Below are 26630 nucleotides of genomic sequence, written 5' to 3'. Positions count from 1 at the left end.
TCTCCTCAGAAGCCGGTTGGGGTGCGGGTGTGCCAGTCAGTGTTTTGCTGATACTGATGGGCAACGTTCAACAGGCGGCCTTCCTGGAAATACGGGGCGAGCAACTGCACGCCGACCGGCAGGCCATCGACAAAACCTGCAGGCATGGACAAGCCCGGCAGACCGGCGAGGTTGGCGGTGATGGTGTAGACGTCTTCCAGGTACGCAGCGACCGGGTCGCTGTTCTTGGCGCCAAGCTTCCAGGCCGGGTTCGGCGTGGTTGGGCCGAGGATGATGTCGACCTCATTGAAGGCCGCCATGAAGTCGTTCTTGATCAGGCGACGGATTTTCTGCGCCTTCAAATAGTAGGCGTCGTAGTAGCCGGCCGACAGCGCATAGGCACCGACCATGATCCGGCGCTGCACTTCCGGGCCGAACCCTTCGCCACGGGAACGCTTGTACAGGTCTTCCAGGTTTTTCGGATTTTCGCAGCGATAGCCGAAACGCACGCCGTCGAAACGCGACAGGTTGGAAGAGGCTTCCGCCGGGGCGATCACGTAGTACGCAGGAATGGCGTGCTGCATGTTCGGCAGGCTGATTTCCTTGACCACGGCACCGAGCTTTTTCAGCTCTTCGACACTGGCCATGATCAGGTCGGCGATGCGTGGGTCCAGACCTGCGCTGAAGTATTCCTTCGGCACGCCGATGCGCAGGCCTTGCAGCGAACCGTTGAGGCCGGCGCTGTAATCAGGCACGGGCTCGTCGATGCTGGTGGAGTCCTGCGGGTCGAAACCGGCCATGCCTTGCAGCAGGATCGCGCAGTCTTCGGCGGTGCGGGCCAATGGGCCGCCCTGATCGAGACTGGACGCGTAGGCAATCATGCCCCAGCGCGAAACGCGACCGTACGTCGGTTTCAGGCCGGTGAGGTTGGTCAGTGCTGCGGGCTGACGAATCGAGCCGCCGGTGTCGGTACCCGTCGCCGCTGGCAACAGACGAGCGGCAACCGCAGCCGCCGAACCGCCAGACGAGCCGCCCGGAACGTGTTCCAGGTTCCACGGGTTTTTCACTGCGCCGTAGTAACTCGACTCGTTGGCCGACCCCATGGCGAATTCGTCCATGTTGGTCTTGCCCAGGGTCACAGCCCCGGCAGCGGCCAGTTTGGCGACCACGGTGGCGTCGTACGGTGCTTTAAAGTTGTCGAGCATCTTCGAGCCGCAGCTGGTGCGGATGCCCTGGGTGCAGAACAGGTCTTTGTGCGCGATCGGCGCGCCAAGCAGGGCGCCGCTCTCACCGTTGGCCCGGCGAGCGTCAGCGGTTTTCGCCTGCTGCAGCGCCAGGTCTTCGGTGAGGCTGATGAAACTGTTGAGCTGCGGGTCGAGCTGGGCGATGCGCGCCAGCAAGACTTTGGTCAGCTCTTCGGAAGAAAACTTTTTATCGGCGAGTCCGCGGGCGATCTCGGCCAGAGTCAATTGATGCATTGCAGGCTCTTTCCCTTTAGTCGATGACTTTCGGAACCAGATACAGGCCGTTTTCGACCGCTGGTGCGATGGACTGATAGGCCTCGCGATGATTGGTTTCGGTCACGACGTCTGCACGCAGGCGCTGGCTCGCTTCCAATGGGTGGGCCAGCGGCTCGATACCGTCGGTATTGACCGCTTGCATTTCGTCGACCAGCCCGAGAATGCTGTTCAGGGCCGAAGTGATGTGTGGAAGATCGGCATCATTGAGGCCAAGGCAGGCCAAATGAGCGATTTTTTCCACGTCGGAGCGTTCAAGCGCCATGGGATTCTCCAGTGGAAAACAGAACGGACGGCGTCCGTGTGTTAGATTGTCGGAACACTACCGCATTTCTACGGTCTCAAGGCCGCGATTGTGGGGCTTGGTGCACAGAAAAGCGGCCAATTTAACATATTGGCGCCTTGCCCAAAATCCCTGTCGTTGTTAGAGTTTGCCGCACTTTTTTACCCACGCGTTGCCTAGGGTCCCTTTCCCATGTTCAAGAAACTGCGTGGCATGTTTTCCAGCGATCTTTCCATTGACCTGGGCACTGCCAACACCCTTATTTACGTGCGCGAGCGCGGTATCGTCCTGAATGAGCCATCAGTTGTGGCTATTCGGACACACGGTAACCAGAAAAGTGTCGTTGCTGTCGGCACCGAGGCCAAGCGTATGCTCGGCCGTACGCCGGGCAACATTGCTGCCATTCGTCCGATGAAGGACGGTGTGATCGCCGACTTCAGCGTCTGCGAAAAAATGCTGCAGTACTTTATCAACAAGGTTCACGAAAACAGCTTTCTGCAGCCTAGCCCTCGTGTGCTGATCTGCGTTCCATGCAAATCCACCCAGGTTGAGCGTCGTGCCATCCGTGAATCGGCCCTTGGTGCCGGTGCCCGTGAAGTGTTCCTGATCGAAGAGCCGATGGCTGCTGCGATCGGTGCCGGCCTGCCGGTGGAAGAAGCTCGCGGTTCGATGGTTGTCGATATCGGTGGCGGTACCACTGAAATCGCGCTGATCTCCCTCAACGGTGTGGTCTATGCCGAATCCGTACGGGTTGGCGGCGACCGCTTCGACGAAGCGATCATCACCTACGTGCGTCGCAACTACGGCAGCCTGATCGGCGAATCCACTGCCGAGCGCATCAAACAGGAAATCGGTACGGCTTACCCGGGCGGCGAAGTTCGCGAAGTCGACGTTCGTGGCCGTAACCTGGCCGAAGGCGTTCCACGCGCATTCACCCTGAATTCCAATGAAGTGCTGGAAGCTCTGCAAGAGTCCCTGGCCACCATCGTTCAAGCCGTGAAAAGCGCACTGGAGCAATCGCCTCCGGAGCTGGCATCGGATATCGCCGAACGTGGTCTGGTACTGACCGGTGGTGGCGCCTTGCTGCGCGACCTCGACAAGTTGCTGGCCCAGGAAACCGGTCTGCCGGTGATCGTCGCCGAAGACCCGTTGACCTGCGTTGCACGCGGCGGTGGCCGTGCATTGGAAATGATGGATAAACACACCATGGATCTGCTTTCCAGCGAATAAGTCGCCGGATCGCCTCTATGCTGTTGAGCGCGCAGGCAGCACTTTGCAGTGCTGCCTGTTGCGTTTATCTTCTGTCAGTCTGCATCCAGGCCGGTTTGATGCCGTATGAATAAAGAGAACATTTGCCTGGGAGGAGCGGCTTATTAAACCGCTTTTCACCAAAGGCCCCTCACTGGGCGTGCGCTTGTTGGTGCTGGCCGTGCTATCGGTCGCGCTGATGGTGGTCGATGCCCGCTTCACACTGCTCAAGCCAGTGCGTAGCCAAATGTCGCTGGTGCTGATGCAGTCTTACTGGGTCACCGACCTGCCGCAGCGGCTATGGCAAGGTGTGGCCAGCCAATTTGGCAGCCGGACCGAACTGGTCGCTGAAAACGAAAAACTCAAAACCGAAAACCTGCTGTTGCAGGGGCGTATGCAAAAGCTGGCCGCCCTGACCGAGCAGAATGTTCGGCTGCGCGAGCTGCTCAACTCTTCCGCGCTGGTCAACGAAAAGGTCGAAGTGGCCGAGTTGATCGGCATGGACCCCAACCCCTTTACCCATCGCATCATCATCAATAAAGGTGAGCGCGACGGTGTGGTCCTCGGTCAGCCGGTGCTCGATGCCCGCGGCCTGATGGGGCAGGTGGTCGAGTTGATGCCGTATACCTCTCGCGTACTGTTGCTGACTGATACCACCCACAGCATTCCGGTGCAGGTGAACCGTAACGGTCTGCGGGCGATTGCCAGCGGCACCGGTAACCCGGAACGTCTGGAGTTGCGGCATGTGGCCGATACCGCCGACATCAAAGAAGGCGATTTGCTGGTCAGCTCCGGCCTCGGTCAACGTTTTCCGGCGGGTTACCCGGTGGCGACGGTCAAGGAAGTGATTCACGATTCCGGTCAACCGTTCGCCATCGTCCGTGCGGTGCCGACTGCTGCTTTGAACCGCAGCCGTTATCTGTTGTTGGTGTTCAGTGACGGACGCACGCCTGAGGAGCGCGCCAACGACGCCGCCCAGGCTCAGGAAGCGCTGGACCAGCATGGCGGTGGGCCGATCATTCCCGCAACCGTGCCCAAGCCTGCCGTGTCGGTGATACCGGCTGCTGTTGCGGCTCCGGCTGCGCCGGCGGTTGCCCCTGCTACCACAACCCCGGCAGCCGCTGCTCATGCCGCCAGCAAGCCACCCGCATCGGCAGCGGTCGCCGTCAAACCACCGGCGGCCCAACCCGCTGCCGTGAAGCCTGCTGCCAAACCGCCTGTCTCCGCGCCGGCTACCACTGGGGGAAGAGAATAATGGGCGGTACTACTTCCTCCCGAAATGGCTGGATGGTCTGGTTGACCTTTGCCATTGGCATGCTGCTCAGCGTTTCGCCGTTGCCGCAATTCATGGAAATCCTGCGGCCTCTATGGCTGGCCTTGCTGTTGGCCTTTTGGGCGCTGGCCCTGCCGCAGAAAGTCGGCATGGTGACCGCCTGGTGCCTGGGGCTGGCCGAAGATGTGCTGTATGGCACGTTGCTGGGCCAGAACGCGTTGATCCTCACACTCATTACCTTCCTGGTGCTATCGCTGCAACAGCGCCTGCGCATGTTCCCGATGTGGCAACAGAGCCTGGTGATCCTGGTGATCTTCGGCCTCGCCCAACTGGTTCAGTTGTGGCTGAGCGCCCTGACCGGCAATCGCCAGCCGACCCTGGCCCTGGTGTTACCGGCACTGGTCAGCGCGTTGCTCTGGCCCTGGATCAGCTACGGTTTGCGCGGTTTGCGTCGACGCTACAAAATCAATTAATTCGGTCAGGCATTTGCCCATAACCTCGACAGGGAGATGTCTTGATGAAACAGCTGTACCTCGCCTCAGGCTCGCCGCGTCGGCGTGAACTGCTCACGCAGATCGGCGTGCCGTTCTCCGTCATCAGCGCGGACATCGATGAAACCCCTTTACCTGAAGAATGCCCATCAGCCTATGTCGAGCGCCTGGCGCGCAGCAAGGCCGAGGCCGGGCATGGCACGGTCGTGTCCGACGCCGATTTCTGCGTGCTGGGGGCCGACACCGCCGTGGTGCTGGACGGGAAAATTCTCGGCAAGCCGGTGGACGAAGCCGACGCATGCGCCATGCTTATGCTGTTGTCCGGGCGCGAACATGAAGTGCTGACCGCGATTGCGGTGCGCGATGGCGAGCGCTGCGAGTCTTTGGTGGTACGCAGTCTGGTGCGTTTTCGCACCATCGACCGTGATGAAGCCGCGGCCTACTGGGCCAGCGGCGAACCCCGGGACAAGGCGGGCGGTTACGGGATTCAAGGGCTGGGCGCGGTGTTTGTCGCCGGGCTTAATGGCAGCTACTCGGCAGTGGTCGGATTGCCGTTGTGCGAAACCTGCGAGCTGCTTGGCCATTTCGGCATACCCTGTTGGCAAACCCTTAACGCGCACTGAGCGTCGTACTGACAAGATGCGGCCATTATCGTGAACATGCCTGAACGAGACCCTGCCATGAGTGAAGAGATCCTGATCAACATCACGCCGATGGAATCGCGCGTGGCGGTGGTCGAAAACGGTGTTCTGCAAGAGGTCCATGTCGAGCGCACGCAAAAGCGCGGGATCGTCGGCAACATCTATAAAGGCAAAGTCGTGCGGGTATTGCCAGGCATGCAGGCCGCCTTCGTCGATATCGGTCTGGACCGCGCCGCGTTCATTCATGCCTCGGAGATTTCTCTTCGCGAAGGCCCGACGGTGGAAAGCATCAGTGCGCTGGTTCATGAAGGTCAAAGCCTGGTGGTGCAAGTCACCAAGGACCCGATCGGCTCCAAAGGCGCACGCCTGACCACGCAGCTGTCGATTCCGTCGCGCTATCTGGTGTACATGCCTCGCACCGCTCATGTCGGCATCTCCCTGAAGATCGAGGAAGAAGCCGAGCGCGAACGCCTCAAGCAGGTGGTCACCGATTGCGTGGCCAAAGAAGGCATCAAGGAAGCCGGCGGTTTCATTTTGCGTACCGCTGCCGAGGGGGCCGGGGCCGATGAAATTCTCATGGATATTCGTTACCTGCGCAGGCTCTGGGATCAGATCAACGAACAGATCAAGACCATCAGCGCGCCGAGTGTGATCTACGAAGACCTCGGCCTTGCACTGCGCACCTTGCGTGACCTGGTGAGTCCGAAGATCGAAAAGATCCGCATCGATTCCCGGGAAACCTTCCAGAAAACCACGCAGTTCGTCGCTGAACTGATGCCAGAAATTGCCGACCGTCTGGAGCATTACCCTGGCGAGCGGCCGATCTTCGACCTGTACGGTGTCGAAGACGAAATCCAGAAAGCCCTGGAGCGCAAGGTGCCGCTCAAGTCCGGCGGCTATCTGGTGGTCGATCCGGCAGAAGCCATGAGCACCATCGACGTCAATACCGGGGCCTTCGTCGGTCATCGCAACCTCGAAGAAACCATCTTCAAGACCAACCTCGAAGCCGCCACCGCCATTGCCCGTCAGCTGCGTCTGCGTAATCTGGGCGGGATTATCATCATCGACTTCATCGACATGGAAGATGAAGAACATCAGCGTCAGGTGTTGCGAACCCTCGAGAAGCAACTGGAACGCGATCACGCCAAGACCAATATCATCGGCATCACTGAGCTGGGCCTGGTGCAGATGACCCGCAAGCGCACCCGCGAAAGTCTTGAGCAAGTGCTGTGCGAACCGTGCAGCAGTTGCCAGGGTCGCGGCAAACTCAAGACGCCGGAAACCGTGTGCTACGAGATCTTCCGCGAAATCCTGCGCGAGGCCCGGGCCTATCAGGCCGAGGGCTATCGGGTGTTGGCGAATCAGAAAGTGGTCGACCGTTTGCTCGACGAAGAGTCGGGCAACGTCGCCGAGCTCGAAGGCTTTATCGGGCGTACCATTCGGTTCCAGGTGGAAACCATGTATTCCCAGGAACAATACGACGTGGTGTTGCTCTGAATCGTTGTGTTTCACCTCCACTAGAACGGCTGGCCTCAGCTTTTTGCAGTATTTTTGCCATGGGAGCCAACTGACATGGACCGTCTGACACGCATTTTGGCCACACTGACCCGCTGGGGTCTGGGCCTGTGCGCGTTGGTTTTGGTGCTGATGGCGCTGTTCGTCAGCCTCGGCCGAGAGCTGACGCCGCTGGTGGCCGAGTACCGTGCCGACGTCGAAGACAAAGCCAGCGATGCCTTGGGCATGCCTCTGCAGATCGGCAAGCTGGAAGGCAACTGGAGCGGTTTCGCCCCGGTTCTTTTGGCTCATGACGTGATGGTCGGCGCGGGCTCCAATGCCCTGCGCCTGGATCAAGTGCGCGCGGTGCCGGATCTCTGGGCCAGCCTGCTCGCGCGCGAAGTGCGCATTGCACACCTGGAGCTCAATGGCCTGCAGATCAGCCTCAAGGAAGGCGAAGACGGTCATTGGGCGCTGGAAGGTTTGCCGGTGCAGCAGAACCAGCCTCTGGATCCGGAGCAACTGCTCAATCGCATGCAGATGATCCAGCAGCTGTCGGTGCTCGACAGCCAGATCACCTTGCAGCCGTTGGGAGAGTCGCCACTCACCCTGACGTATGTCGGCCTGAATCTGAAAACCGGTCCATCTCGCCAGCGGCTCGATGCCCGTTTGACCCTGCCCGACGGCCAGCCGGTGGCGATGAGCTTGCGCACCCGTTTGCGCGCAGCCCAATGGAAGGACGGTGAAGCGGACGCTTACCTGAGCCTGCCGCAAAGCGATTGGTCGAAATGGTTGCCCGAGCGCCTGACCCAGCAATGGAATTTCTCCGAGATCAAGGCCGGTGGCGAGCTCTGGATGAACTGGAGCAAAGGCACTTTGCAACGCGCTGCGATTCGTTTGAACGCACCGCAACTCAAGGGCGCCTATGCCGAACGCAAGCCGATCCAGATCAACAATCTGGCGCTGAACGGGTATTTCCAGCGCAGTTCCACTGGCGTCCTGGTGACTCTGGACTCCCTGGCCATGAACCTGGGTGACAGCCGCTGGGAATCGAAACTGCAATTTCAACAAACGGCTGCGACAGACAAGGCGCCAGAGCTCTTGCATCTGCAAGCCGACCGTCTCGATCTCACACCGCTCACTCCGCTGCTGAACGCACTGGGCCCGCTGCCCGAGGGGATCGCCACGGCGGTCGAGCGGCTCAAGGTCACCGGCGTCTTGCGCAATGTGCTGATCGACTTTCGCCCAGCCGCTACCGATGACACTAAATTCAGCTTTGCCGCCAACCTGGAAAAAGTCGGCTTCAACGCTTATCGCGGTGCGCCAGCGGTGCGCAATGTCAGTGGCAGCATCAGCGGCGACCTCGGGCAGGGCGAGCTGCGCATGGACAGCAAGGATTTCTCCCTGCATCTGGACCCCATTTTCGCCAAGCCATGGCAATACATTCAAGCCAACGCCCGGTTGACCTGGAAACTCGACAAAGAAGCTTTCACCCTGATCGCACCGTACCTGAAAGTGCTGGGCGAGGAGGGCAAAATTGCCGGCGATTTCCTGATACGCCTGCATTTCGATCACACCCAGGAAGACTACATGGACCTGCGAGTCGGTCTGGTGGATGGCGACGGTCGCTACACCGCCAAGTACCTGCCGACGGTTCTCAGCCCGGGGCTGGACGAATGGCTGCGCACCGCGATTCTCAAAGGCGCGGTGGATGAAGGCTTCTTCCAGTACCAGGGTTCGCTGAACCACGGCGCCGCCGAAACGGCTCGCAGCATCAGCCTGTTCTTCAAGGTCCACGATGCCGAACTGGCATTTCAGCCAGGCTGGCCGCATGTCAGCAAGGTCAGCGGCGATGTGTTCATCGAAGACAGCGGCGTGCGGATCCTCGCGAGCGAGGGCCAATTGCTCGATACTCAGGTCCGTGACGTTTACGTCAACATTCCTCGTGTGCCTGCCGGGCAGAGCACTCATCTGTTCCTCGATGGCGCCTTTTCTGGTGGGTTGGGCGATGGCCTGAAGATTTTGCAGCAAGCGCCCATTGGCACTGCCGAGACGTTCGCTGGCTGGGAAGGCGAGGGCGATCTGCAAGGCAAGCTCAAACTCGATATCCCGCTGGTCAAAGGCGAGCAGCCGAAAATTCTCGTCGACTTCAAGACTGCCAAGGCCCGTTTGAAACTCAGTGAACCCATTCTGGAACTGACGCAACTCAAGGGCGATTTCCGTTTCGACAGCACCAAGGGGCTGAGCGGGCAAAAGATCACGGCGCGCGCCTTCGACAAGCCGGTGACCGCACAGATATTCGCTGAAGGCAGCCCGGGCAAGCTCAACACCCGGGTTGCGGCGACGAGTGAGGTCGAGGTCAAAAAACTCACTGAATGGCTGAATGTCACTCAGCCATTGCCGGTGACGGGGACGATCCCTTATCAGCTGCAATTGAACCTTGCTGGCGCCGACAGTCAATTGATGGTCAGCTCCAATCTCAAAGGCGCGGCGGTGGATTTGCCGGCACCGTTCGGCATGGCGGCCGATGTCGGGCGCGATACCGTGTTCCGCATGACCCTGCAGGGACCGGAGCGGCGTTACTGGGCCACCTATGGTGATCTGGCGAGTTTCACGTTTGCGGCACCGGCCGGCAATTTCACCGACGGTCGCGGCGAGTTGTTTCTCGGTGGCGGCAGTGCCGTGTTGCCCGGCGCCAAAGGCTTGCGCGTGCGTGGGGTATTGTCCGAGCTGGATGTCGCCCCCTGGCAGGATCTGGTGAGCAAATATGCTGGCCAGGATCCGGGCGGCAGTGCCAAACAGTTGCTCAGTGGCGCGGATCTGAAGGTTGGAAAACTCACGGGTTTCGGCACCACCCTCGATCAGGCATCGGTGAAGTTGACGCGTAAACCGGCCGCGTGGGCCTTGCAACTCGACAGTCAGCAGGCCAAGGGCAGCGTCGCAATTGTCGATGCGAAAGCCGCGCCGATTGCGGTCAATCTGCAATACGTTCGTTTGCCGGCACGAGACCCTGCCGCGCTGGCTGATGAGAATTCGCCGGATCCGCTGGCCACGGTGGACCCGACGAAGATCCCTGCGCTGGATGTCACCATTAATCAGCTGTTCCAGGGGCCGGATCTGGTAGGCGCGTGGCACCTGAAAGTTCGGCCGACCGTCAAGGGCATCGCTTTCAATTCCCTTGATCTGGGCCTCAAGGGCATCCTCTTGCGCGGCAATGGTGGCTGGGAAGGCATGCCGGGTAATTCCAGCAGTTGGTACAAGGGCCGAGTCAGTGGCAAGAACCTTGCCGACGTGCTCAAGGGGTGGGGTTTTGCACCGAGCGTCACCAGCGAAGAGTTTCACATGAACGTCGACGGTCGCTGGCCTGGTTCGCCGGCGTGGCTGGCGTCCAAACGCTTCTCCGGCAGCCTTGATGCATCGCTGAATAAAGGTCAGTTCGTAGAAGTCGAAGGTGGTGCTCAGGCGCTGCGGGTATTTGGCCTGCTCAACTTCAACTCCATCGGCCGCCGCCTGCGCCTGGACTTTTCCGACCTGTTCGGCAAAGGCTTGAGCTATGACCGGGTCAAAGGTTTGCTGGTCGCCAGTAACGGCGTCTACGTGACCCGTGAACCTATTCTGCTGACCGGACCGTCGAGCAATGTGGAGCTCAACGGCACACTGGACCTGGTGGGTGATCAGATCGATGCCAAGTTGTTGGTGACTTTACCGGTGACCAATAATCTGCCGATTGCCGCGCTGATCGTCGGTGCACCGGCCGTCGGCGGGGCGCTGTTCCTGATCGACAAGCTGATCGGTGACCGCGTGGCGCGCTATGCCAGCGTCAAATACACCGTCAAAGGCCCATGGAAAGATCCGAAAATCACCTTCGACAAGCCCTTTTGAATTCTTTTGAAAAAGCACTCTTCGGGCCTATGGAGTAGCATGTTTTCATGCGACGCCGCTTACCCCTGTAGGAGCTGCCGCAGGCTGCGATCTTTTGACTTCAAAGTTCAAGGTCAAAAGATCGCAGCCTCGTTTCACTCCGCAGCTCCTACCGGTATGCGTAGATTTCACATAGGGAATAGACCATGTCTGTAGCGGTGATTCAAATGGTCAGCCAGAGCGACGTGCTGGCCAATCTGGCCCAGGCCCGTCGTCTGCTCGAGCAGGCGGCGAGCGGTGGCGCGCGGCTTGCCGTGCTGCCGGAAAACTTCGCCGCCATGGGCCGTCGCGACATTGCCGACATCGGCCGCGCCGAAGCCTTGGGCGAGGGCCCGATCCTGCCCTGGTTGAAACAGACCGCCCGCGACCTTAAGTTATGGATAGTGGCCGGCACATTGCCGCTGCCGCCGGTGGATCAACCGACGGCCAAAGTGCATGCGTGTTCGTTGCTGGTGGATGACTGCGGTGAAACCGTTGCACGGTATGACAAGCTGCACCTGTTCGACGTAGACGTGGCGGATAATCGCGGGCGTTATCGCGAATCCGATGACTATGCTTATGGCAGTGGTGTGGTCATTGCCGACACTCCGGTCGGTCGAGTCGGCCTGACGGTGTGTTATGACCTGCGTTTCCCGGAGCTGTACAGCGAATTGCGTGCGGCCGGCGCGGAGTTGATTACCGCGCCGTCGGCCTTTACCGCGGTGACCGGCGCGGCCCATTGGGAGGTGCTGATTCGCGCGCGGGCCATCGAAACCCAGTGTTACATGCTCGCGGCCGCCCAGGGTGGGACGCATCCGGGGCCACGAGAAACCTTTGGTCACGCCGCCATCGTCGACCCATGGGGGCGTGTGCTGGCGCAACAGGATCAAGGCGAGGCCGTGCTGCTGGCCCAACGCGACAGCAGCGAACAGGCGTCCATCAGGGCGCGGATGCCGGTGTCCACTCACCGGCGCTTTTTCTCGCAGGGCGCCCAGCGACCTGCATCAGAACGACGAATTTAAGGCGTAAAGCATATGAGCGAGTTGTTGTCCTCCGTCAGTGAACACCTCCTGGCGCCCGGCGGCGTAACGATCGAGAGCCTGCAAGGTGTGCTCGGCGATCTGGCGGGCCCGGGCATCGATGCCGCCGACCTGTATTTCCAAGGGCAGATTTCCGAATCCTGGGCGCTGGAAGACGGGATCGTCAAGGAAGGCAGCTTCAACCTTGACCAGGGTGTTGGCGTGCGTGCGCAATCGGGTGAGAAGACCGGTTTCGCCTATAGCAATGCGATCACCCTCGAAGCGCTGGGTGCGGCGGCCCGTGCAGCCCGTTCGATCTCCCGGGCCGGGCAGAACGGTACCGTGCAGGCGTTCACCACCCAGGATGTCGCCCAATTGTACGGGCCGGATAACCCGCTGGAAGTGATGACCCGTGCCGAGAAAGTCGAGCTGCTCAAGCGTATCGACGTGGCGACCCGTGCCCTCGACCCGCGTATCCAGCAAGTTACTGTGAGCATGGCCGGGGTCTGGGAACGGATTTTGATTGCTTCCACCGATGGCGGCCTGGCGGCGGATGTACGACCGCTGGTGCGTTTCAACGTCAGCGTGATTGTCGAGCAGAATGGCCGTCGTGAACGCGGTGGTCATGGTGGTGGCGGTCGTACCGATTACCGCTATTTCCTCAGCGACGACCGCGCCATGGGCTATGCCCGCGAAGCGTTGCGTCAGGCGCTGGTGAATCTGGAAGCGATCCCGGCCCCGGCCGGTACATTGCCAGTGGTCCTGGGTTCGGGTTGGTCTGGCGTGTTGCTGCACGAAGCCGTCGGTCATGGTCTGGAAGGCGATTTCAACCGCAAGGGCAGTTCGGCCTACAGCGGGCGCATGGGCGAGATGGTTGCATCGAAGCTCTGCACCATCGTCGATGACGGCACCCTCGCCGGGCGCCGTGGTTCGCTGAGCGTCGACGACGAAGGCACCCCGACCGAGTGCACCACGCTGATCGAAAACGGCGTGCTCAAAGGTTATATGCAGGACAAGCTCAATGCGCGCCTGATGGGTGTGGCCCGCACCGGCAACGGTCGTCGTGAATCCTATGCACATCTGCCGATGCCGCGCATGACCAACACTTACATGCTGGCGGGCGAAAGCGACCCGGCGGAAATCATCGCCTCGGTGAAAAAAGGCATTTACTGTGCCAACCTCGGCGGTGGTCAGGTGGACATCACCAGCGGCAAGTTCGTGTTTTCCACCAGCGAGGCGTACCTGATCGAAGACGGCAAGATTACTGCCCCGGTCAAAGGTGCGACGTTGATCGGCAACGGGCCGGAAGCCATGAGCAAGGTGTCGATGGTCGGTAACGATCTAGCGCTGGACAGCGGTGTGGGAACCTGTGGCAAGGATGGGCAGTCGGTGCCGGTGGGTGTCGGCCAGCCAACGCTGAAGATTGATGCGATTACTGTGGGTGGCACAGGCGCATAAGGATGTACACAATCCGTGTAGGAGCTGCCGAAGGCTGCGATCTTTTGACTTTGCTTTTAAGAAACAAGATCAAAAGATCGCAGCCTTCGGCAGCTCCTACACGGATAGGCGTTACTCAGCGCAGACCGCGTTGAGTCTCGTCCAGCTCACGGATGTACTTGAAGATTTTACGGCTCGAAGCCGGTGGCTTGTTGGTCGCCAGTTCGTGCTGGGCCTGACGGATCAGGGAGCGCAATTGCTGACGATCAGCCTCCGGGTAGTCGAGCACGAACTTCTCCAGGACTGCATCGTCGCCCGCGATCAAGCGATCGCGCCAGCGTTCCAGGCCATGGAAACGTTCGTTGTACTGCCGAGTGGAGGCATCCAGTTGATCGAGCAGAGTCAGAATGGCGTCAGTGTCCTGATCGCGCATCAGTTTGCCGATGAACATAAGGTGCCGTTTACGCGCGATATTCGCGGTGTGCTTGGGGGCATCGCCCAGAGCCCGGCGCAAAGCGTCGGTCAAAGGCAGTTTTGCCAGCAAGTCAGGCTTGAGCGTTGTAAGGCGCTCGCCAAGGTCAACCAGAGCATGCAGCTCGCGTTTAACCTGGGATTTGCTTTTTTCTCCCGTATCGAGGGAGTCGTCGTAAGAATCAACCATGGTGGCCGTCCGCAAAGAAACGCCGCCATGATAACCAGTCGGGGGCCGCTTGTCCGGCCCGGTCGCTCGAAGGCCCTAGCCGAAAGCAGAATTTGAGTGGAGAACAGCATGAGTGCAGTTGAAAGCGTCGGCCCACAAGCGTTGCCGGCACTGCAAGAACAAGTCGAGCAGATCATCGCTGAAGCCAAGCGCCAGGGCGCCAGTGCCTGTGAAGTGGCCGTGTCGCTGGAGCAGGGCCTGTCGACCACGGTGCGTCAACGGGAAGTCGAAACTGTTGAGCTCAATCGCGATCAGGGCTTCGGCATCACCTTGTACGTAGGCCAGCGCAAAGGCTCGGCCAGCACATCGGCCAGCGGCCCGGAAGCAATTCGCGAAACCGTCGCCGCGGCACTCGCCATCGCCAAGCACACCTCTGAAGACGAAGCTTCGGGCTTGGCGGATGCCGCGCTGATGGCCAAGGATCTGCAGGATTTCGACCTGTTCCATCAATGGGACATTACCCCGGAGCAAGCCATCGAGCAGGCCCTGGCCTGTGAAGCGGCAGCGTTTGCCGCCGACAGCCGGATCAAGAATGCCGACGGCACCACCCTCAGTACTCACCAGGGCTGCCGGGTTTACGGTAACAGCCACGGTTTTATCGGTGGTTACGCGTCGACTCGTCACAGCCTCAGTTGCGTGATGATCGCCGAAGCCGATGGCCAAATGCAGCGCGATTACTGGTATGACGTAAACCGTCAGGGCAATTTGCTGGCCTCTCCAGAGAGCATCGGCCAGCGTGCCGCGCAACGGGCGGCGAGCCGTCTGGGCGCACGTCCGGTGCCGACCTGTGAGGTGCCGGTGCTGTTTTCCGCAGAACTGGCCGGTGGCTTGTTCGGCAGTTTCCTGTCGGCGATCTCCGGCGGCAGTCTGTATCGCAAATCGTCGTTCCTCGAAGGCACCTTGGGGCAGAAGTTGTTCCCGGAATGGCTGACCATCGATGAGCGTCCGCATTTGATGCGCGCCCTGGGCAGTTCGGCATTCGATGGCGATGGCCTGGCGACCTACGCCAAGCCCTTCGTGGAGAAGGGCGAGTTGGTGTCCTACGTACTCGGCACCTACTCCGGCCGCAAGCTAGGCATGCCGAGCACTGCCAACGCCGGCGGCGTGCACAACCTGTTCGTCACCCATGGCGACGAAGATCAGGCCGCCTTGCTGCGGCGCATGGGCCGTGGCCTGCTGGTCACCGAACTGATGGGGCAGGGCCTGAACATGGTCACTGGCGATTACTCCCGTGGCGCGGCGGGTTTCTGGGTCGAGAACGGCGAAATCCAGTTCGCGGTGCAGGAGGTGACCATCGCCGGCAACATGCGTGACATGTTCAAGCAGATCATCGCGGTCGGTAATGACCTGGAGCTGCGCAGCAACATTCGCACCGGGTCGGTGTTGATCGAACGGATGACGGTGGCGGGTAGCTAAGCCTCCGATCGCCGCATAAAAGGCGCGCCACCTCGTTGGGTGGCGCGCCTTTTTTTATGAGTTGGAAAAGATCCCTGTGGGAGCGGGCTTGCTCGCGAAGAGGCCATCACATTCGACATCAGCGTCGGCTGGTACACCGCTTTCGCGAGCAAGCCCGCTCCCACAAAGTATTCAATGTTTTGCTGAGCTTGTTTTGGTTCTCATTATCATCTAATAATAAATCTCATTACCGAATGGGCCCGGATCATGAGTTCTGCCTTGCACGAGCAGCCTTACCTCGAAAGCTGGCGCTGGATGAGTCGCCAGATCCGTTGCGCCATGGACCCTGACGAGCCGCGCCTGATCGAACATTACCTGGCCGAAGGCCGATATCTGGCGTGTTGCACGACGACCTCTCCCTGGACCATCGCCGAAACTTCCTTCCGTTTATTGCTCGACACTGCCGCCGATGTCGCGTTGCCCTGGCACTGGCGCAGCCAGTGTCTCGACCAGGCCTGGCGGCCGTTGCGCGATCTCGAACGGCAATCACTCTGCAAATGCCGCCTCAAACGTTGGCAAAGCTACGCCTGGCAACTGGCGACCTGCGAGTTGCAACCCTCCATCCCTCTCATAGAACTGGTGCAAGGATCTCCTGATGAGTAACACACGTATCGAACGCGACAGCATGGGCGAACTTCAGGTCCCGGTGGACGCTCTCTATGGCGCACAAACCCAGCGCGCGGTGGATAACTTCCCGATCAGTGGCCAACCGATGCCCGTGCAGTTCATCCGGGCGCTGATTCTGGCCAAGGCCGCAGCCGCCCGGGCCAACGTCGAGCTCAAACAGATCAGCGAATCCCAAGGCAAGGCGATCGTCGATGCGGCTCAAGGCCTGCTCGAAGGCGATTTCATGCAGCACTTCCCGGTGGATATCTTCCAGACCGGTTCCGGCACCAGTTCCAATATGAACGCCAACGAAGTGATCGCCACCCTGGCCAGCCGCTTGCTGGACGAGCCGGTTAATCCCAACGATCACGTCAATTGCGGCCAAAGCAGCAACGACATCATCCCGACCACCATTCATGTGAGCGCCGCATTGAGCTTGCATGAGCAATTGCTGCCGGCGCTGATGCATCTGGTGCAGGTCATCGAGCACAAGGCCGAGCAGGTTCATCCATTCGTCAAAACCGGGCGTACTCATTTGATGGATGCCATGCCGGTGCGCATGAGTCAGGTGCTCAATGGTTGGGCGCAACAGCTCAAGGCCAATATCGGTCATTTGCAGGATCTGCTGCCGAGCCTGCAATCCCTGGCACAGGGCGGTACGGCGGTGGGCACCGGGATCAACGCTCACCCGCAATTTGCGGCGCATTTCAGCCAGCAACTCAGCCAACTGACGCAGGTTCAGTTCACGCCGGGCAAGGACCTGTTTGCGCTGATCGGCTCGCAGGACACGGCGGTCAGCGTTTCAGGGCAGCTCAAGGCAACAGCGGTTTCCTTGATGAAAATCGCCAACGACCTGCGCTGGATGAATTCCGGCCCGTTGGCCGGGCTCGGTGAAATCGAACTCGAAGCCTTGCAGCCCGGCTCGTCGATCATGCCCGGCAAGGTCAACCCGGTAATCCCGGAAGCTACCGCAATGGTCGCCGCTCAAGTGATTGGCAACGACACGGTGATCACCGTAGCCGGTCAGTCGGGCAATTTCGAGTTGAACGTCATGCTGCCGATCATCGCCCAGAACCTGCTGAGCAGTATCGAGTTGCTGGCCAACGCCAGCCGTCTGCTGGGTGACAAGGCTATCGCCAGCTTCAAGGTCAACGAGGCCCGGCTCAAGGAAGCGCTGTCGCGCAATCCGATTCTGGTCACTGCACTCAACCCGATCATTGGTTACCAAAAAGCCGCCGAGATTGCCAAGAAGGCTTATCAACAAGGCCGGCCGGTGATCGATGTCGCCCTGGAGCACACCGACCTGACGCGCAGCCAACTGGAAGAATTGCTCAACCCAGAGAAGCTCACCGCGGGCGGCGTGTAATCACTGCAACCGCTTTGGAGGCTCACCATGGAGCACTGGAAACGCACGATCGCAAGAGCAAATCGCTGTTTCATGCTGGGCGAGCTGGTCGATGCCCGCGAGGCTTATTTACAGGCATTGGCCCTGGCCCAGGTGTTGTTCGAGCGCTGGGCGGATGCCGACGAGGCGGTGGCGGCTTGCGTGATTTCCCACCATAACCTGGCGGACCTGCACCTGCGTCTGAACCAGCCGGAGGAGAGCGCCGAGTACCTGTGCGCGATCCATCAACGGCTGTTGCAGACCATGCAGGATCCGCGACTGGCGCCGGCCTTGCGTGAAGCCGCCCTACGCCAGAGCAGCAAAACCTATGTCGAGCTACTGAATTTCATCAGCGAACACGGCGAGTATCCGCGCACCCACAGATTGCTGCGCACCGACACCGCTTCGCCCTCGCATCAGCCTGTGCCCTTACAACATGGAGTTCATTGAAATGGCTTTTACCTTGCCTGCCTTGCCGTACGCCTACGACGCCCTGGAACCGCACATCGATGCGCAAACCATGGAAATCCACTACACCAAACACCACCAGACCTACATCAATAACCTCAACGCTGCAGTCGAAGGCACTGAATTTGCTGAATGGCCCGTGGAAAAACTGGTGGCGGCTGTCCAGCAATTGCCGGAAAAGCTCCGTGCGGCAGTGATCAATCAGGGCGGCGGGCATGCCAACCATTCGTTGTTCTGGAAAGTGATGGCACCCAACGGTGGAGGCCAACCCGAAGGCGCGCTGGCCAAGGCGATCGACGAACAGCTGGGTGGTCTCGACAGCTTCAAGGAGGCCTTCACCAAAGCTGCACTGACTCGTTTCGGCAGCGGTTGGGCCTGGTTGAGTGTGACGCCGCAAAAGAACTTGGTCGTTGAAAGCAGCGGCAACCAGGACAGCCCATTGATGAACGGCAATACGCCGATCCTCGGCCTGGACGTCTGGGAACATGCTTATTACCTGCGTTATCAGAACCGTCGTCCGGATTACATCAATGCGTTCTACAACGTGATCAATTGGCCTGAAGTCGCTGCGCGTTATCAGGCTGTTTAAGTCTTCTATAAAAACAATCCAGGGCTGACTATGGGCACTGAAACACTTGCGGTCGGAAGTGGACGAATGTTTCGTTATGCACTGGGATCGTTGTTGCTGCTGGCGGGCATGACGTTATTGGCTGCCCAAGGGCTGAGCTGGCTGGATCTCGAACCGAAACTGCAGCGCGCCCTGCAAGGCGGGGCGATTTGTGCCTTGGGTACGGCTTTGGGCGCGGTGCCGGTGCTGGTGATTCGGCAGATGCCTCAGGCAGTCAGCGACATATTGCTCGGTTTCGGAGCCGGGGTGATGCTCGCCGCGACGGCGTTTTCGCTGATCGTGCCGGGCATTGCCGCGGCAGAAAACCTCGGGCTGACGCCTTGGGCGGCCAGCGGCCTGATCAGCTTCGGCATCCTGCTGGGCGCATTCGGGTTGTTTCTGGTGGATCGCAGGGTATCTGGCGCTACGCCCGAAATGCTCGTGGGGACACTGAAGCGATCGGTGATCCCACCGCGGATCTGGTTGTTTGTGTTTGCCATCATTGCCCACAACATCCCCGAAGGCATGGCGGTTGGCGTCTCGGCCGGCGGTGGCATGCCTGACGCCGACAGTCTGGCCATGGGCATCGCCTTGCAGGATGTGCCAGAAGGACTGGTCATTGCGTTGGTGTTGGCCGGGGCAGGGATGTCGCGGGTCAAGGCGTTCCTGATCGGTGCGGCCTCAGGATTGGTCGAGCCGGTCTTTGCATTGTTATGCGCCTGGCTGGTGAGCCTGGCCGAACTGCTGTTGCCTTTGGGGCTGGCACTGGCGGCCGGTGCGATGTTGCTGGTGGTGACTCACGAAGTCATCCCCGAATCGCGCCGCCATGGTCACGACAAACTGGCCAGCCTTGGGCTGCTGATCGGCTTTTGTCTGATGATGGTGATGGATACATCGTTGGCTTGAAAAACAGGATCAAAAGATCGCAGCCTCGTTTCACTCGACAGCTCCTACTGTATGCAGATCCTTGTAGGAGCTGTCGAGTGAAACGAGGCTGCGATCTTTTGACTTTTACTCGCCTTCGTCAAAGTAGTTGTTGATCAGCTTCACCAGTGCATCCAGCGCTTCCTGCTCCTGTTCGCCTTCGGTAATCAGGTGGATTCTGGTGCCTTTGCCGGCGGCCAGCATCATCATCGCCATGATGCTCTTGCCGTCGACTGTCGATTCAGGCGTGCGCCCGACCCGGATCGTGGTACCAGGAAACTGACCCGCCACACCCACGAATTTTGCAGACGCGCGGGCATGCAAACCCAGCTTGTTGATGATTTCGATTTCCAGAGCAGGCATCGCGATGTGAATCCTTTAGCTGAGGTCGCGGTGGCGGACCTGGACGTTCTTCAGGGTTTTTTGCAGGACCTGACCCAGACGTTCGGTCAGGTAGACAGAGCGGTGATGTCCGCCAGTGCAGCCAATGGCAATGGTGACATAGGCGCGATTGCTGGCAGCAAAACGGGGCAGCCACTTGAGCAGGTAGGAGGAAATGTCCTGGAACATCTCTTCGACGTCCGGCTGTGCCGCCAGGTACTCGGCCACCGGTTGATCGAGCCCGGACTGTGCTCGTAGCTCCGGCTTCCAGTAAGGGTTGGGCAGGCAGCGCACGTCGAATACCAGATCGGCATCCACCGGCATGCCACGCTTGAACCCGAAAGATTCCACCAGGAACGCAGTGCCGGGCTCCGGCTGATTAAGCAGGCGCAATTTGATGGTATCGCGTAACTGATACAGGTTCAGATTGGTGGTGTTGACCTTGAGATCGGCCAGATCGGCGATAGGCCCCAGCAGATTGGTTTCATCCTGGATCGCCTCCGCCAGCGAACGATTGGCGCTGCTCAAGGGGTGACGACGGCGAGTTTCCGAAAAGCGCTTGAGCAAGGTTTCTTCGTCGGCGTCCAGATACAGCACATCGCACTGGATATGTCGGCTGCGGACCTCTTCCAGCAATTCGGGGAACCGTGACAGGTGGCTTGGCAGGTTGCGTGCATCGATGGACACGGCCACCAGCGGTTGTGCCAGCTCTGTGTGAATCAGCGCGCGTTCCGCCAGTTCCGGTAGCAAGCCGGCAGGCAGATTGTCGATGCAGTAATAGCCGTTGTCCTCGAGCACATCGAGGGCGGTACTTTTACCTGAGCCGGAGCGGCCGCTGACGATGATCAGGCGCATGATTAGTGACCGTTCTGCTCGTCCAGGACAACCTGATACAAGGCTTCGTTGCTCGGGGCGCTACGCAGTTTTTCACGCACTTCCTTGCGATCCAGCATGCTGGCGATCTGGCGCAGCAATTCCAGGTGTGCATCGGTGGCGGCTTCCGGGACCAGAAGCACAAACAGCAGGTCAACCGGGGCGCCGTCAATGGCATCGAAATCGATAGGGGCTTCCAGGTGCAGCAGCGCACTGATTGGCGAGGTGCAGCCTTTGAGCCGGCAATGGGGGATGGCGATGCCGTTGCCGAAACCGGTAGAACCGAGTTTCTCACGGGCAATCAGGGCCTCGAAGACGTCCTGCATTTCCAGATCCGGTACTTCGCGGTGGATAAGGTTGGCAATTTGTTCGAGGGCTTTCTTTTTACTGCCACCCGGCGCGTTCACTTGGGAACGGCCGGGGGTCAGGATGGTTTCTAGTCGGATCATGGATTGGGGGTGTTAACGACCGGTCGCGCCCTGGAGGAGGCTCTGGGTCTTTTCCTTATGCTTTTTAAGTTGGCGATCCAGCTTGTCGGTCAGCAGGTCGATGGCGGCATACATGTCCGTATGCTCGGCATTGGCGACCACTTCTCCGCCGGGAATATGCAGCGTGGCTTCGATTTTCTGCAGCAGTTTTTCGACGTTCATCGTGACTTGCACATTGGTGATCTTGTCGAAATGCCTCTCTAACCGGTCGAGTTTTTCGCCGATGTAGGTGCGCAGGGGTTCGGTCACTTCCAGTTGGTGTCCACTGATGTTGACTTGCATACAGCTTCTCCTTCGTTGCCAGTGCATAAAGCGGCAGGCAGAAATGCCTGCCACTGGAACGCTGTGGCGAGCCCGACGGCTACATCAACCGCTTACGTTCGCTGGAAGGCGCGATTCCCAGGGATTCGCGGTACTTGGCGACGGTGCGACGGGCTACCTGAATGCCTTGTGCCTCCAGTAAACCAGCGATCTTGCTGTCACTCAACGGCTTTTTCTGATTTTCCGCCGCAACCAGTTTTTTGATGATCGCGCGGATGGCCGTGGACGAGCATTCACCGCCTTCGGAGGTACTGACGTGGCTGGAGAAAAAGTATTTCAATTCATAGATGCCCCGTGGGGTATGCATGAATTTTTGCGTGGTCACCCGTGAGATCGTCGATTCATGCATGCCGACTGCTTCGGCGATGTCATGCAGCACCAACGGCTTCATGGCCTCGTCACCGTATTCGAGAAAGCCGCGTTGATGCTCGACGATCTGGGTGGCGACTTTCATCAGGGTTTCATTGCGGCTTTGCAGGCTCTTGATGAACCATCGAGCCTCCTGCAGCTGATTACGCATGAAAGTATTGTCAGCGCTGGTGTCGGCGCGGCGCACGAAACCGGCGTATTGGGCGTTGACCCGCAAGCGTGGCACCGACTCCTGGTTCAGCTCCACCAGCCAGCGTTCGTTGTCCTTGCGCACAATCACGTCGGGAACGACGTATTCGGCTTCGGTGGACTCGATCTGTGAACCCGGGCGTGGGTTGAGGCTCTGGACCAATTCGATGACCTGGCGCAGCTCATCTTCCTTGAGCTTCATGCGGCGCATCAGCTGGCTGTAATCGCGGCTGCCGAGCAGGTCGATGTAATCGGTGACCAGGCGCTTGGCTTCGGCCAGCCAAGGGGTCTTGGCGGACAACTGGCGCAGTTGCAGTAGCAGGCATTCACCAAGGTTGCGGGCGCCGATGCCAGCGGGTTCGAATTGCTGGATGCGGTGCAGCACGGCTTCGATTTCGTCCAGTTCGATGTCCAGTTCCGGGTCGAACGCTTCGAGGATTTCCTCGAGGGTTTCGTCCAGGTAGCCCTGATTGTTGATGCAATCGATCAGGGTCACGGCGATCAGGCGATCGGTGTCGGACATCGGTGCCAGGTTCAGTTGCCAGAGCAAATGGCTTTGCAGGCTTTCACCGACCGATGTGCGGGTGGTGAAGTCCCACTCGTCGTCATCGTTGCTCGGCAGGCTGCTGGCGCTGGTCTGGTAGACATCCTCCCAGGCTGTGTCGACGGGCAATTCGTTGGGGATACGCTCGTTCCAGTCGCCTTCCTCAAGGTTGTCCACCGTCGGGGCGGTTTCCTGGTAGGAGGGTTCCTGAATGTCGGCGTTGGGTTTCTGTTCGGCGCTATCGGCCAAGGGGTCGGCGTTATCGAAGTCGTCGCCTTCTTCCTGGCGTTCGAGCATCGGATTGGACTCCAGGGCCTCCTGGATTTCCTGTTGCAGGTCCAGGGTCGACAATTGGAGCAGGCGGATGGCCTGTTGCAGCTGCGGTGTCATCGTCAGCTGCTGGCCCATTCTCAAGACTAGCGATGGTTTCATGGCAGGGGCTTAACACCTTATTCGCCGGCGCACATGCGCCATCCACTACAGGGCGCCGAAGCGCCAAACATAAGCAAATTATATGCCCGAAACTGAAGTGTTTGCCTAGAGCGCTGTAACAATAAAAAGTTATTGATTTTTTATTGAAGCGAGTGCTCCCTAGGCGACCCGGGCACCTCAGGTGCTTACAGGCGGAACTCGTGGCCCAGATACACTTCCTTGACCAGTTCATTGGCAAGGATGGTGGCGGAGTCACCTTCAGCAATCAGTTGGCCATCGTTGACGATGTAGGCGGTTTCGCAGATATCCAGAGTCTCACGAACGTTGTGGTCCGTGATTAGCACGCCAATGCCTTTGGCCTTGAGGTGATGGATGATTTGCTTGATATCGCCCACCGAAATCGGGTCCACGCCGGCGAAAGGTTCGTCGAGGAGGATGAATTTCGGGTTGGTAGCCAGTGCCCGGGCGATTTCCACGCGGCGGCGTTCACCACCGGACAGGCTCATGCCGAGATTGTCGCGGATGTGATGGATGTGGAACTCCTGCATCAGGCTTTCCAGCTCTTGGCGACGACCGGCCTTGTCGAGTTCCTTGCGGGTCTCGAGGATGGCCATGATGTTGTCGGCCACCGACAGTTTGCGGAAGATCGACGCTTCTTGCGGAAGATAACCGATACCTGCCTTCGCACGACCGTGCATCGGCTGGTGGCTGACATCCAGGTCGTCGATCAATACTCGGCCTTGATCGGCCTGCACCAGACCCACAATCATGTAGAAACAGGTAGTTTTACCGGCACCATTAGGGCCAAGCAGACCGACGATCTGTCCGCTGTCGATGGACAGGCTGACATCGCGCACGACCTGACGGCTCTTGTAGCTCTTGGCCAGATGCTGAGCTTTCAGAGTTGCCATTACTGGGCCTTTTGCTCGTCGGTTTTCTTCTTCGGCTGGATCACCATGTCGATGCGAGGGCGTGCCTCGGTGACCTTGTTGCCCGTGGCGCGACCGGCGCTCGCAAGCTTTTTGACCGTGTCGTAGACGATTTTCTCGCCTTGGGTGACGTTGTTGTCCTTATCGATGACTTTGGCGCGATCGATCAGCACGACACGGTTTTGCGAGGCGTGGTACTGGATAGTTACGCCGTAGCCCTGAACCGGCTTGGTGTCGCCCGCCGTTTGCAGTTGCTCGAAGTAGGCGAGGTTGCCCACCGAAGTCACCACGTCGATGTCGCCGGCCGGGGTGCGGGTGATGGTCACGGTATTGCCGGTGACCTTCATCGAGCCTTGGGTGATGATCACATCGCCCTTATAGGTGGCAACGCCGTTCTTGTCGTCCAGTTGGGCATCGTCGGCCTGAATGCGGATAGGTTGCTCTTGATCGTTCGGCAGAGCCCAGGCGCTCACGCTTCCCAGTGCTGCGCCCAGACTGAGCAAAATAGGGAGAGTTTTAACGAGCCTCATACTGTCCTCTTACGTTCGATAGCAGGTGTATCCTGCTTTCTTTCAAGTACGCTTTCATTCCGTTGCCTGTCGATACACCGCCAGCGCCGTCGATTCTAACGGGTTGATCGGTCTGCGCATATTGCTGCTGCGGGAACACTGTCATACGGGTGGTGGTAATCAGGGTTTTGCGGTTTTTTTCGTCGAAACGTGTGATACGTACCGAGTCAATCAGCTCGACCTGAGTGCCGTCCGGGTTGACTTCGCCGCGCTCGCTCTGGACGTGCCAGGGGAATTCGGTGCCGCGGAACATGTTCAGATCCGGATTGGTCAGCAGCGTCACCTCGCTCGCTTTCACGTGTTCGACCTTGTCCGACGTCATCTCGTATTGCAGTTTGCCGTCGGGCAGGTACTGCACGCTATGGGCGTTGATGGCGTAATAATCGATCGCGCTTTCATCGACCTTCACCGCTGGCTTGTCGAGGAAGCGTTCGGGGCTGATGTTCCAGTAGCCGACCGCTGCAAAAATCGCAGCGATGCAACCGAACACCAGGATGTTACGAATTTTTTTGCTCAGCATGATGGGCTCACAGATACGCGGCATTGGCCGCATCAAGGTGGCCCTGGGCGCGCAGGATCAATTCGCAGAATTCGCGAGCGGCCCCCTCGCCACCGCGGGCCTGGGTGATGCCGTGGGCGTGTTCGCGCACGAAACTGGCAGCGCTGGCCACCGCCATGCCAAGGCCTACGCGGCGAATCACCGGCAGGTCCGGCAGGTCGTCGCCCAGATAGGCCACTTGTTCATAGCTCAGGTTGAGCTGGCCAAGAAGTTCGTCGAGCACCACCAGTTTGTCTTCGCGCCCCTGATAAAGGTGCGCAATGCCGAGGTTCTTCGCGCGCCGTTCAACCACCGGGGTCTTGCGGCCGCTGATGATAGCGGTCTGCACGCCCGCGGCCATCAACATCTTGATGCCTTGGCCGTCGAGGGTATTGAATGTCTTGAATTCGCTACCGTCTTCGAGGAAGTACAGGCGCCCGTCGGTCAGCACGCCATCGACGTCGAACACCGCCAGTTTGATCTGTTTGCCGCGTTGCAGCAGGTCCGTGCTCATTACATTACTCCTGCACGCAGCAAATCGTGCATGTTCAAGGCGCCGACCGGACGGTCTTCGCTGTCGACCACTACCAGTGCGTTGATCTTGTGGTCTTCCATGATTTTCAGGGCCTCGGCGGCGAGCATCTCGGCGCGGGCGGTCTTGCCGTGGGCGGTCATCACTTCATCAATGGTGGTGCTGTGGATATCGATGGTGCGGTCCAGCGTGCGGCGCAGGTCGCCGTCGGTGAAGATCCCGGCGAGTTTTCCATCGGTATTTAGTATGACGGTCATGCCCAATCCCTTGCGGGTCATTTCCATCAAGGCATCCTTGAGCAGCGTACCGCACAGCACTTGCGGCAATTCGGTGCCGGCATGCATGACGTTTTCCACTTTCAGTAGCAAGCGGCGACCAAGGGCGCCACCGGGATGAGAGAACGCGAAATCTTCAGCGGTAAAGCCGCGAGCTTCAAGCAAGGCAACGGCGAGAGCATCGCCCATGACCAGTGCTGCAGTGGTTGACGAGGTGGGGGCCAGATTCAGCGGGCAGGCTTCGTGTTCGACGCTTGCATTGAGGTTGACTTCCGCTGCCTTGGCCAGTGGCGACTCGGGGTTACCGGTCAGGCTGATCATCTGAATGCCCTGGCGTTTGATCAGCGGCAGCAAGGTGACGATCTCATTGGTGGAGCCGGAGTTCGACAGCGCCAGAATGATGTCATCACGGGTGATCATGCCCATGTCGCCATGGCTGGCTTCGGCCGGATGCACGAAGAAGGCCGTGGTGCCGGTGCTGGCCAGGGTGGCGGCAATCTTGTTGCCGATGTGCCCCGATTTGCCCATGCCGACCACGACCACGCGGCCTTTGCTGGCCAGAATCATCTCGCACGCACGTACGAAATTTGCATCGATATGGGGTAGCAAGCCTTGTACGGCTTCCAGTTCCAAACGGATGGTACGTTGTGCGGATTGAATCAGGTCGCTGGATTGGTTCATGTCGGAAATCAAATAGCCTGATGAAAAGGCGGCGATTATAACGGTAATGATCAAAACCCTCACGCTAGTTCGTCGCGGTTTGT

The 26630-nt window shown here is 59.4% G+C and carries 27 protein-coding genes; 14 read left to right on the top strand and 13 right to left on the bottom strand.

Features of this window, described 5'->3' with window-relative positions:
- Window positions 1-5: 5 nt before the first annotated feature.
- Window positions 6-1457 carry an Asp-tRNA(Asn)/Glu-tRNA(Gln) amidotransferase subunit GatA gene (gene gatA / locus ABH909_RS28000; RefSeq protein WP_429439396.1) on the bottom strand — a complete coding sequence of 484 codons (1452 nt, stop codon included), beginning with the start codon at window positions 1455-1457 and terminating at the stop codon, window positions 6-8.
- Between the two features lie 16 nt (window positions 1458-1473).
- Window positions 1474-1761 carry an Asp-tRNA(Asn)/Glu-tRNA(Gln) amidotransferase subunit GatC gene (gene gatC, locus ABH909_RS27995; RefSeq protein ID WP_007901429.1) on the bottom strand — a complete coding sequence of 96 codons (288 nt, stop codon included), beginning with the start codon at window positions 1759-1761 and terminating at the stop codon, window positions 1474-1476.
- A 210-nt stretch (window positions 1762-1971) separates the two neighbouring features.
- Here gatC and mreB point away from each other — a divergent pair, with 210 nt between their 5' ends.
- From mreB to tldD, 8 genes are all read left to right on the top strand, one after another.
- On the top strand, window positions 1972-3009 hold the full coding sequence (gene mreB / locus ABH909_RS27990; protein ID WP_002555108.1) for a rod shape-determining protein MreB: 1038 nt from the start codon (window positions 1972-1974) through the stop codon (window positions 3007-3009).
- A gap of 142 nt (window positions 3010-3151) precedes the next feature.
- Window positions 3152-4282 (top strand): rod shape-determining protein MreC, encoded by a 1131-nt coding sequence (gene mreC, locus ABH909_RS27985; protein ID WP_429440128.1) that lies wholly within the window; start codon window positions 3152-3154, stop codon window positions 4280-4282.
- Window positions 4282-4773, top strand: coding sequence for a rod shape-determining protein MreD (gene mreD / locus ABH909_RS27980; protein WP_007901481.1), 492 nt, complete (start codon window positions 4282-4284; stop codon window positions 4771-4773). Before mreC ends, mreD begins: the two co-directional genes overlap by 1 nt.
- Window positions 4774-4817: 44 nt before the next feature.
- The gene (locus ABH909_RS27975; protein WP_429439392.1) at window positions 4818-5414 is read left to right on the top strand and encodes a Maf family protein; all 597 of its coding nucleotides are present in this window, start codon (window positions 4818-4820) and stop codon (window positions 5412-5414) included.
- 57 nt (window positions 5415-5471) lie between these two features.
- On the top strand, window positions 5472-6929 hold the full coding sequence (rng, locus tag ABH909_RS27970) for a ribonuclease G (protein WP_429439389.1): 1458 nt from the start codon (window positions 5472-5474) through the stop codon (window positions 6927-6929).
- Window positions 6930-7004: 75 nt separating this feature from the next.
- Window positions 7005-10808 (top strand): YhdP family protein, encoded by a 3804-nt coding sequence (locus ABH909_RS27965; RefSeq protein WP_429439386.1) that lies wholly within the window; start codon window positions 7005-7007, stop codon window positions 10806-10808.
- A gap of 185 nt (window positions 10809-10993) precedes the next feature.
- Window positions 10994-11848, top strand: coding sequence for a carbon-nitrogen hydrolase family protein (locus ABH909_RS27960; protein WP_429439383.1), 855 nt, complete (start codon window positions 10994-10996; stop codon window positions 11846-11848).
- Between the two features lie 12 nt (window positions 11849-11860).
- Complete coding sequence (gene tldD, locus ABH909_RS27955) at window positions 11861-13303, top strand: metalloprotease TldD (RefSeq protein ID WP_310660491.1); 1443 nt, start codon at window positions 11861-11863, stop codon at window positions 13301-13303.
- Window positions 13304-13418: 115 nt separating this feature from the next.
- Here tldD and yjgA read toward each other — a convergent pair whose 3' ends face one another.
- The gene (yjgA, locus tag ABH909_RS27950; protein ID WP_008026892.1) at window positions 13419-13943 is read right to left on the bottom strand and encodes a ribosome biogenesis factor YjgA; all 525 of its coding nucleotides are present in this window, start codon (window positions 13941-13943) and stop codon (window positions 13419-13421) included.
- Between the two features lie 108 nt (window positions 13944-14051).
- Here yjgA and pmbA point away from each other — a divergent pair, with 108 nt between their 5' ends.
- From pmbA to ABH909_RS27920, 6 genes are all read left to right on the top strand, one after another.
- Window positions 14052-15398, top strand: a complete 1347-nt coding sequence (pmbA, locus tag ABH909_RS27945) for a metalloprotease PmbA (RefSeq protein ID WP_429439379.1) — start codon at window positions 14052-14054, stop codon at window positions 15396-15398.
- A 246-nt stretch (window positions 15399-15644) separates the two neighbouring features.
- Window positions 15645-16040 carry a FagA protein gene (locus ABH909_RS27940; RefSeq protein WP_429439376.1) on the top strand — a complete coding sequence of 132 codons (396 nt, stop codon included), beginning with the start codon at window positions 15645-15647 and terminating at the stop codon, window positions 16038-16040.
- On the top strand, window positions 16033-17409 hold the full coding sequence (locus tag ABH909_RS27935) for a class II fumarate hydratase (protein WP_429439373.1): 1377 nt from the start codon (window positions 16033-16035) through the stop codon (window positions 17407-17409). Before ABH909_RS27940 ends, ABH909_RS27935 begins: the two co-directional genes overlap by 8 nt.
- A gap of 27 nt (window positions 17410-17436) precedes the next feature.
- Window positions 17437-17877 (top strand): hypothetical protein, encoded by a 441-nt coding sequence (locus tag ABH909_RS27930; protein ID WP_429439370.1) that lies wholly within the window; start codon window positions 17437-17439, stop codon window positions 17875-17877.
- 1 nt (window position 17878) lies between these two features.
- Complete coding sequence (locus ABH909_RS27925; RefSeq protein WP_429439367.1) at window positions 17879-18484, top strand: superoxide dismutase; 606 nt, start codon at window positions 17879-17881, stop codon at window positions 18482-18484.
- Between the two features lie 30 nt (window positions 18485-18514).
- Complete coding sequence (locus tag ABH909_RS27920) at window positions 18515-19408, top strand: ZIP family metal transporter (RefSeq protein WP_429439364.1); 894 nt, start codon at window positions 18515-18517, stop codon at window positions 19406-19408.
- Between the two features lie 105 nt (window positions 19409-19513).
- Here the strand turns inward: ABH909_RS27920 and ABH909_RS27915 are convergent, their stop codons facing one another.
- The 10 genes from ABH909_RS27915 to ABH909_RS27870 all read right to left on the bottom strand — a co-directional run bounded on the left by ABH909_RS27915 (window position 19514) and on the right by ABH909_RS27870 (window position 26547).
- Entirely contained in the window at window positions 19514-19789 is a 276-nt protein-coding gene (locus ABH909_RS27915; protein ID WP_429439361.1) for an HPr family phosphocarrier protein, read from the bottom strand.
- Window positions 19790-19804: 15 nt separating this feature from the next.
- The gene (gene rapZ, locus ABH909_RS27910) at window positions 19805-20662 is read right to left on the bottom strand and encodes an RNase adapter RapZ (RefSeq protein ID WP_123498993.1); all 858 of its coding nucleotides are present in this window, start codon (window positions 20660-20662) and stop codon (window positions 19805-19807) included.
- 2 nt (window positions 20663-20664) lie between these two features.
- Window positions 20665-21129 carry a PTS IIA-like nitrogen regulatory protein PtsN gene (gene ptsN / locus ABH909_RS27905; RefSeq protein WP_007901530.1) on the bottom strand — a complete coding sequence of 155 codons (465 nt, stop codon included), beginning with the start codon at window positions 21127-21129 and terminating at the stop codon, window positions 20665-20667.
- Between the two features lie 12 nt (window positions 21130-21141).
- Window positions 21142-21450, bottom strand: a complete 309-nt coding sequence (hpf, locus tag ABH909_RS27900; protein ID WP_003178005.1) for a ribosome hibernation-promoting factor, HPF/YfiA family — start codon at window positions 21448-21450, stop codon at window positions 21142-21144.
- A gap of 79 nt (window positions 21451-21529) precedes the next feature.
- Window positions 21530-23023 (bottom strand): RNA polymerase factor sigma-54, encoded by a 1494-nt coding sequence (locus ABH909_RS27895; protein WP_032830276.1) that lies wholly within the window; start codon window positions 23021-23023, stop codon window positions 21530-21532.
- Window positions 23024-23208: 185 nt separating this feature from the next.
- Window positions 23209-23934: an LPS export ABC transporter ATP-binding protein gene (lptB, locus tag ABH909_RS27890; RefSeq protein ID WP_095634839.1), complete on the bottom strand. Its 726-nt coding sequence runs from the start codon at window positions 23932-23934 to the stop codon at window positions 23209-23211.
- Complete coding sequence (gene lptA / locus ABH909_RS27885; RefSeq protein WP_030128010.1) at window positions 23934-24482, bottom strand: lipopolysaccharide transport periplasmic protein LptA; 549 nt, start codon at window positions 24480-24482, stop codon at window positions 23934-23936. The genes lptB and lptA overlap by 1 nt, the downstream gene beginning before the upstream one ends.
- Window positions 24469-25041 carry an LPS export ABC transporter periplasmic protein LptC gene (lptC, locus tag ABH909_RS27880; protein ID WP_429439357.1) on the bottom strand — a complete coding sequence of 191 codons (573 nt, stop codon included), beginning with the start codon at window positions 25039-25041 and terminating at the stop codon, window positions 24469-24471. Before lptC ends, lptA begins: the two co-directional genes overlap by 14 nt.
- Before the next feature lie 7 nt (window positions 25042-25048).
- On the bottom strand, window positions 25049-25573 hold the full coding sequence (locus ABH909_RS27875; RefSeq protein WP_095634836.1) for a KdsC family phosphatase: 525 nt from the start codon (window positions 25571-25573) through the stop codon (window positions 25049-25051).
- Complete coding sequence (locus ABH909_RS27870) at window positions 25573-26547, bottom strand: KpsF/GutQ family sugar-phosphate isomerase (protein ID WP_429439353.1); 975 nt, start codon at window positions 26545-26547, stop codon at window positions 25573-25575. Before ABH909_RS27870 ends, ABH909_RS27875 begins: the two co-directional genes overlap by 1 nt.
- Window positions 26548-26630: the final 83 nt, after the last annotated feature.

The organism is Pseudomonas sp. BS3782 TE3695 (assembly GCF_050435305.1).
Taxonomy (GTDB): domain Bacteria; phylum Pseudomonadota; class Gammaproteobacteria; order Pseudomonadales; family Pseudomonadaceae; genus Aquipseudomonas.
The sequence above is the reverse complement of the archived record's forward strand: the minus strand, read 5'-3'. Positions and strand labels throughout refer to the sequence as shown.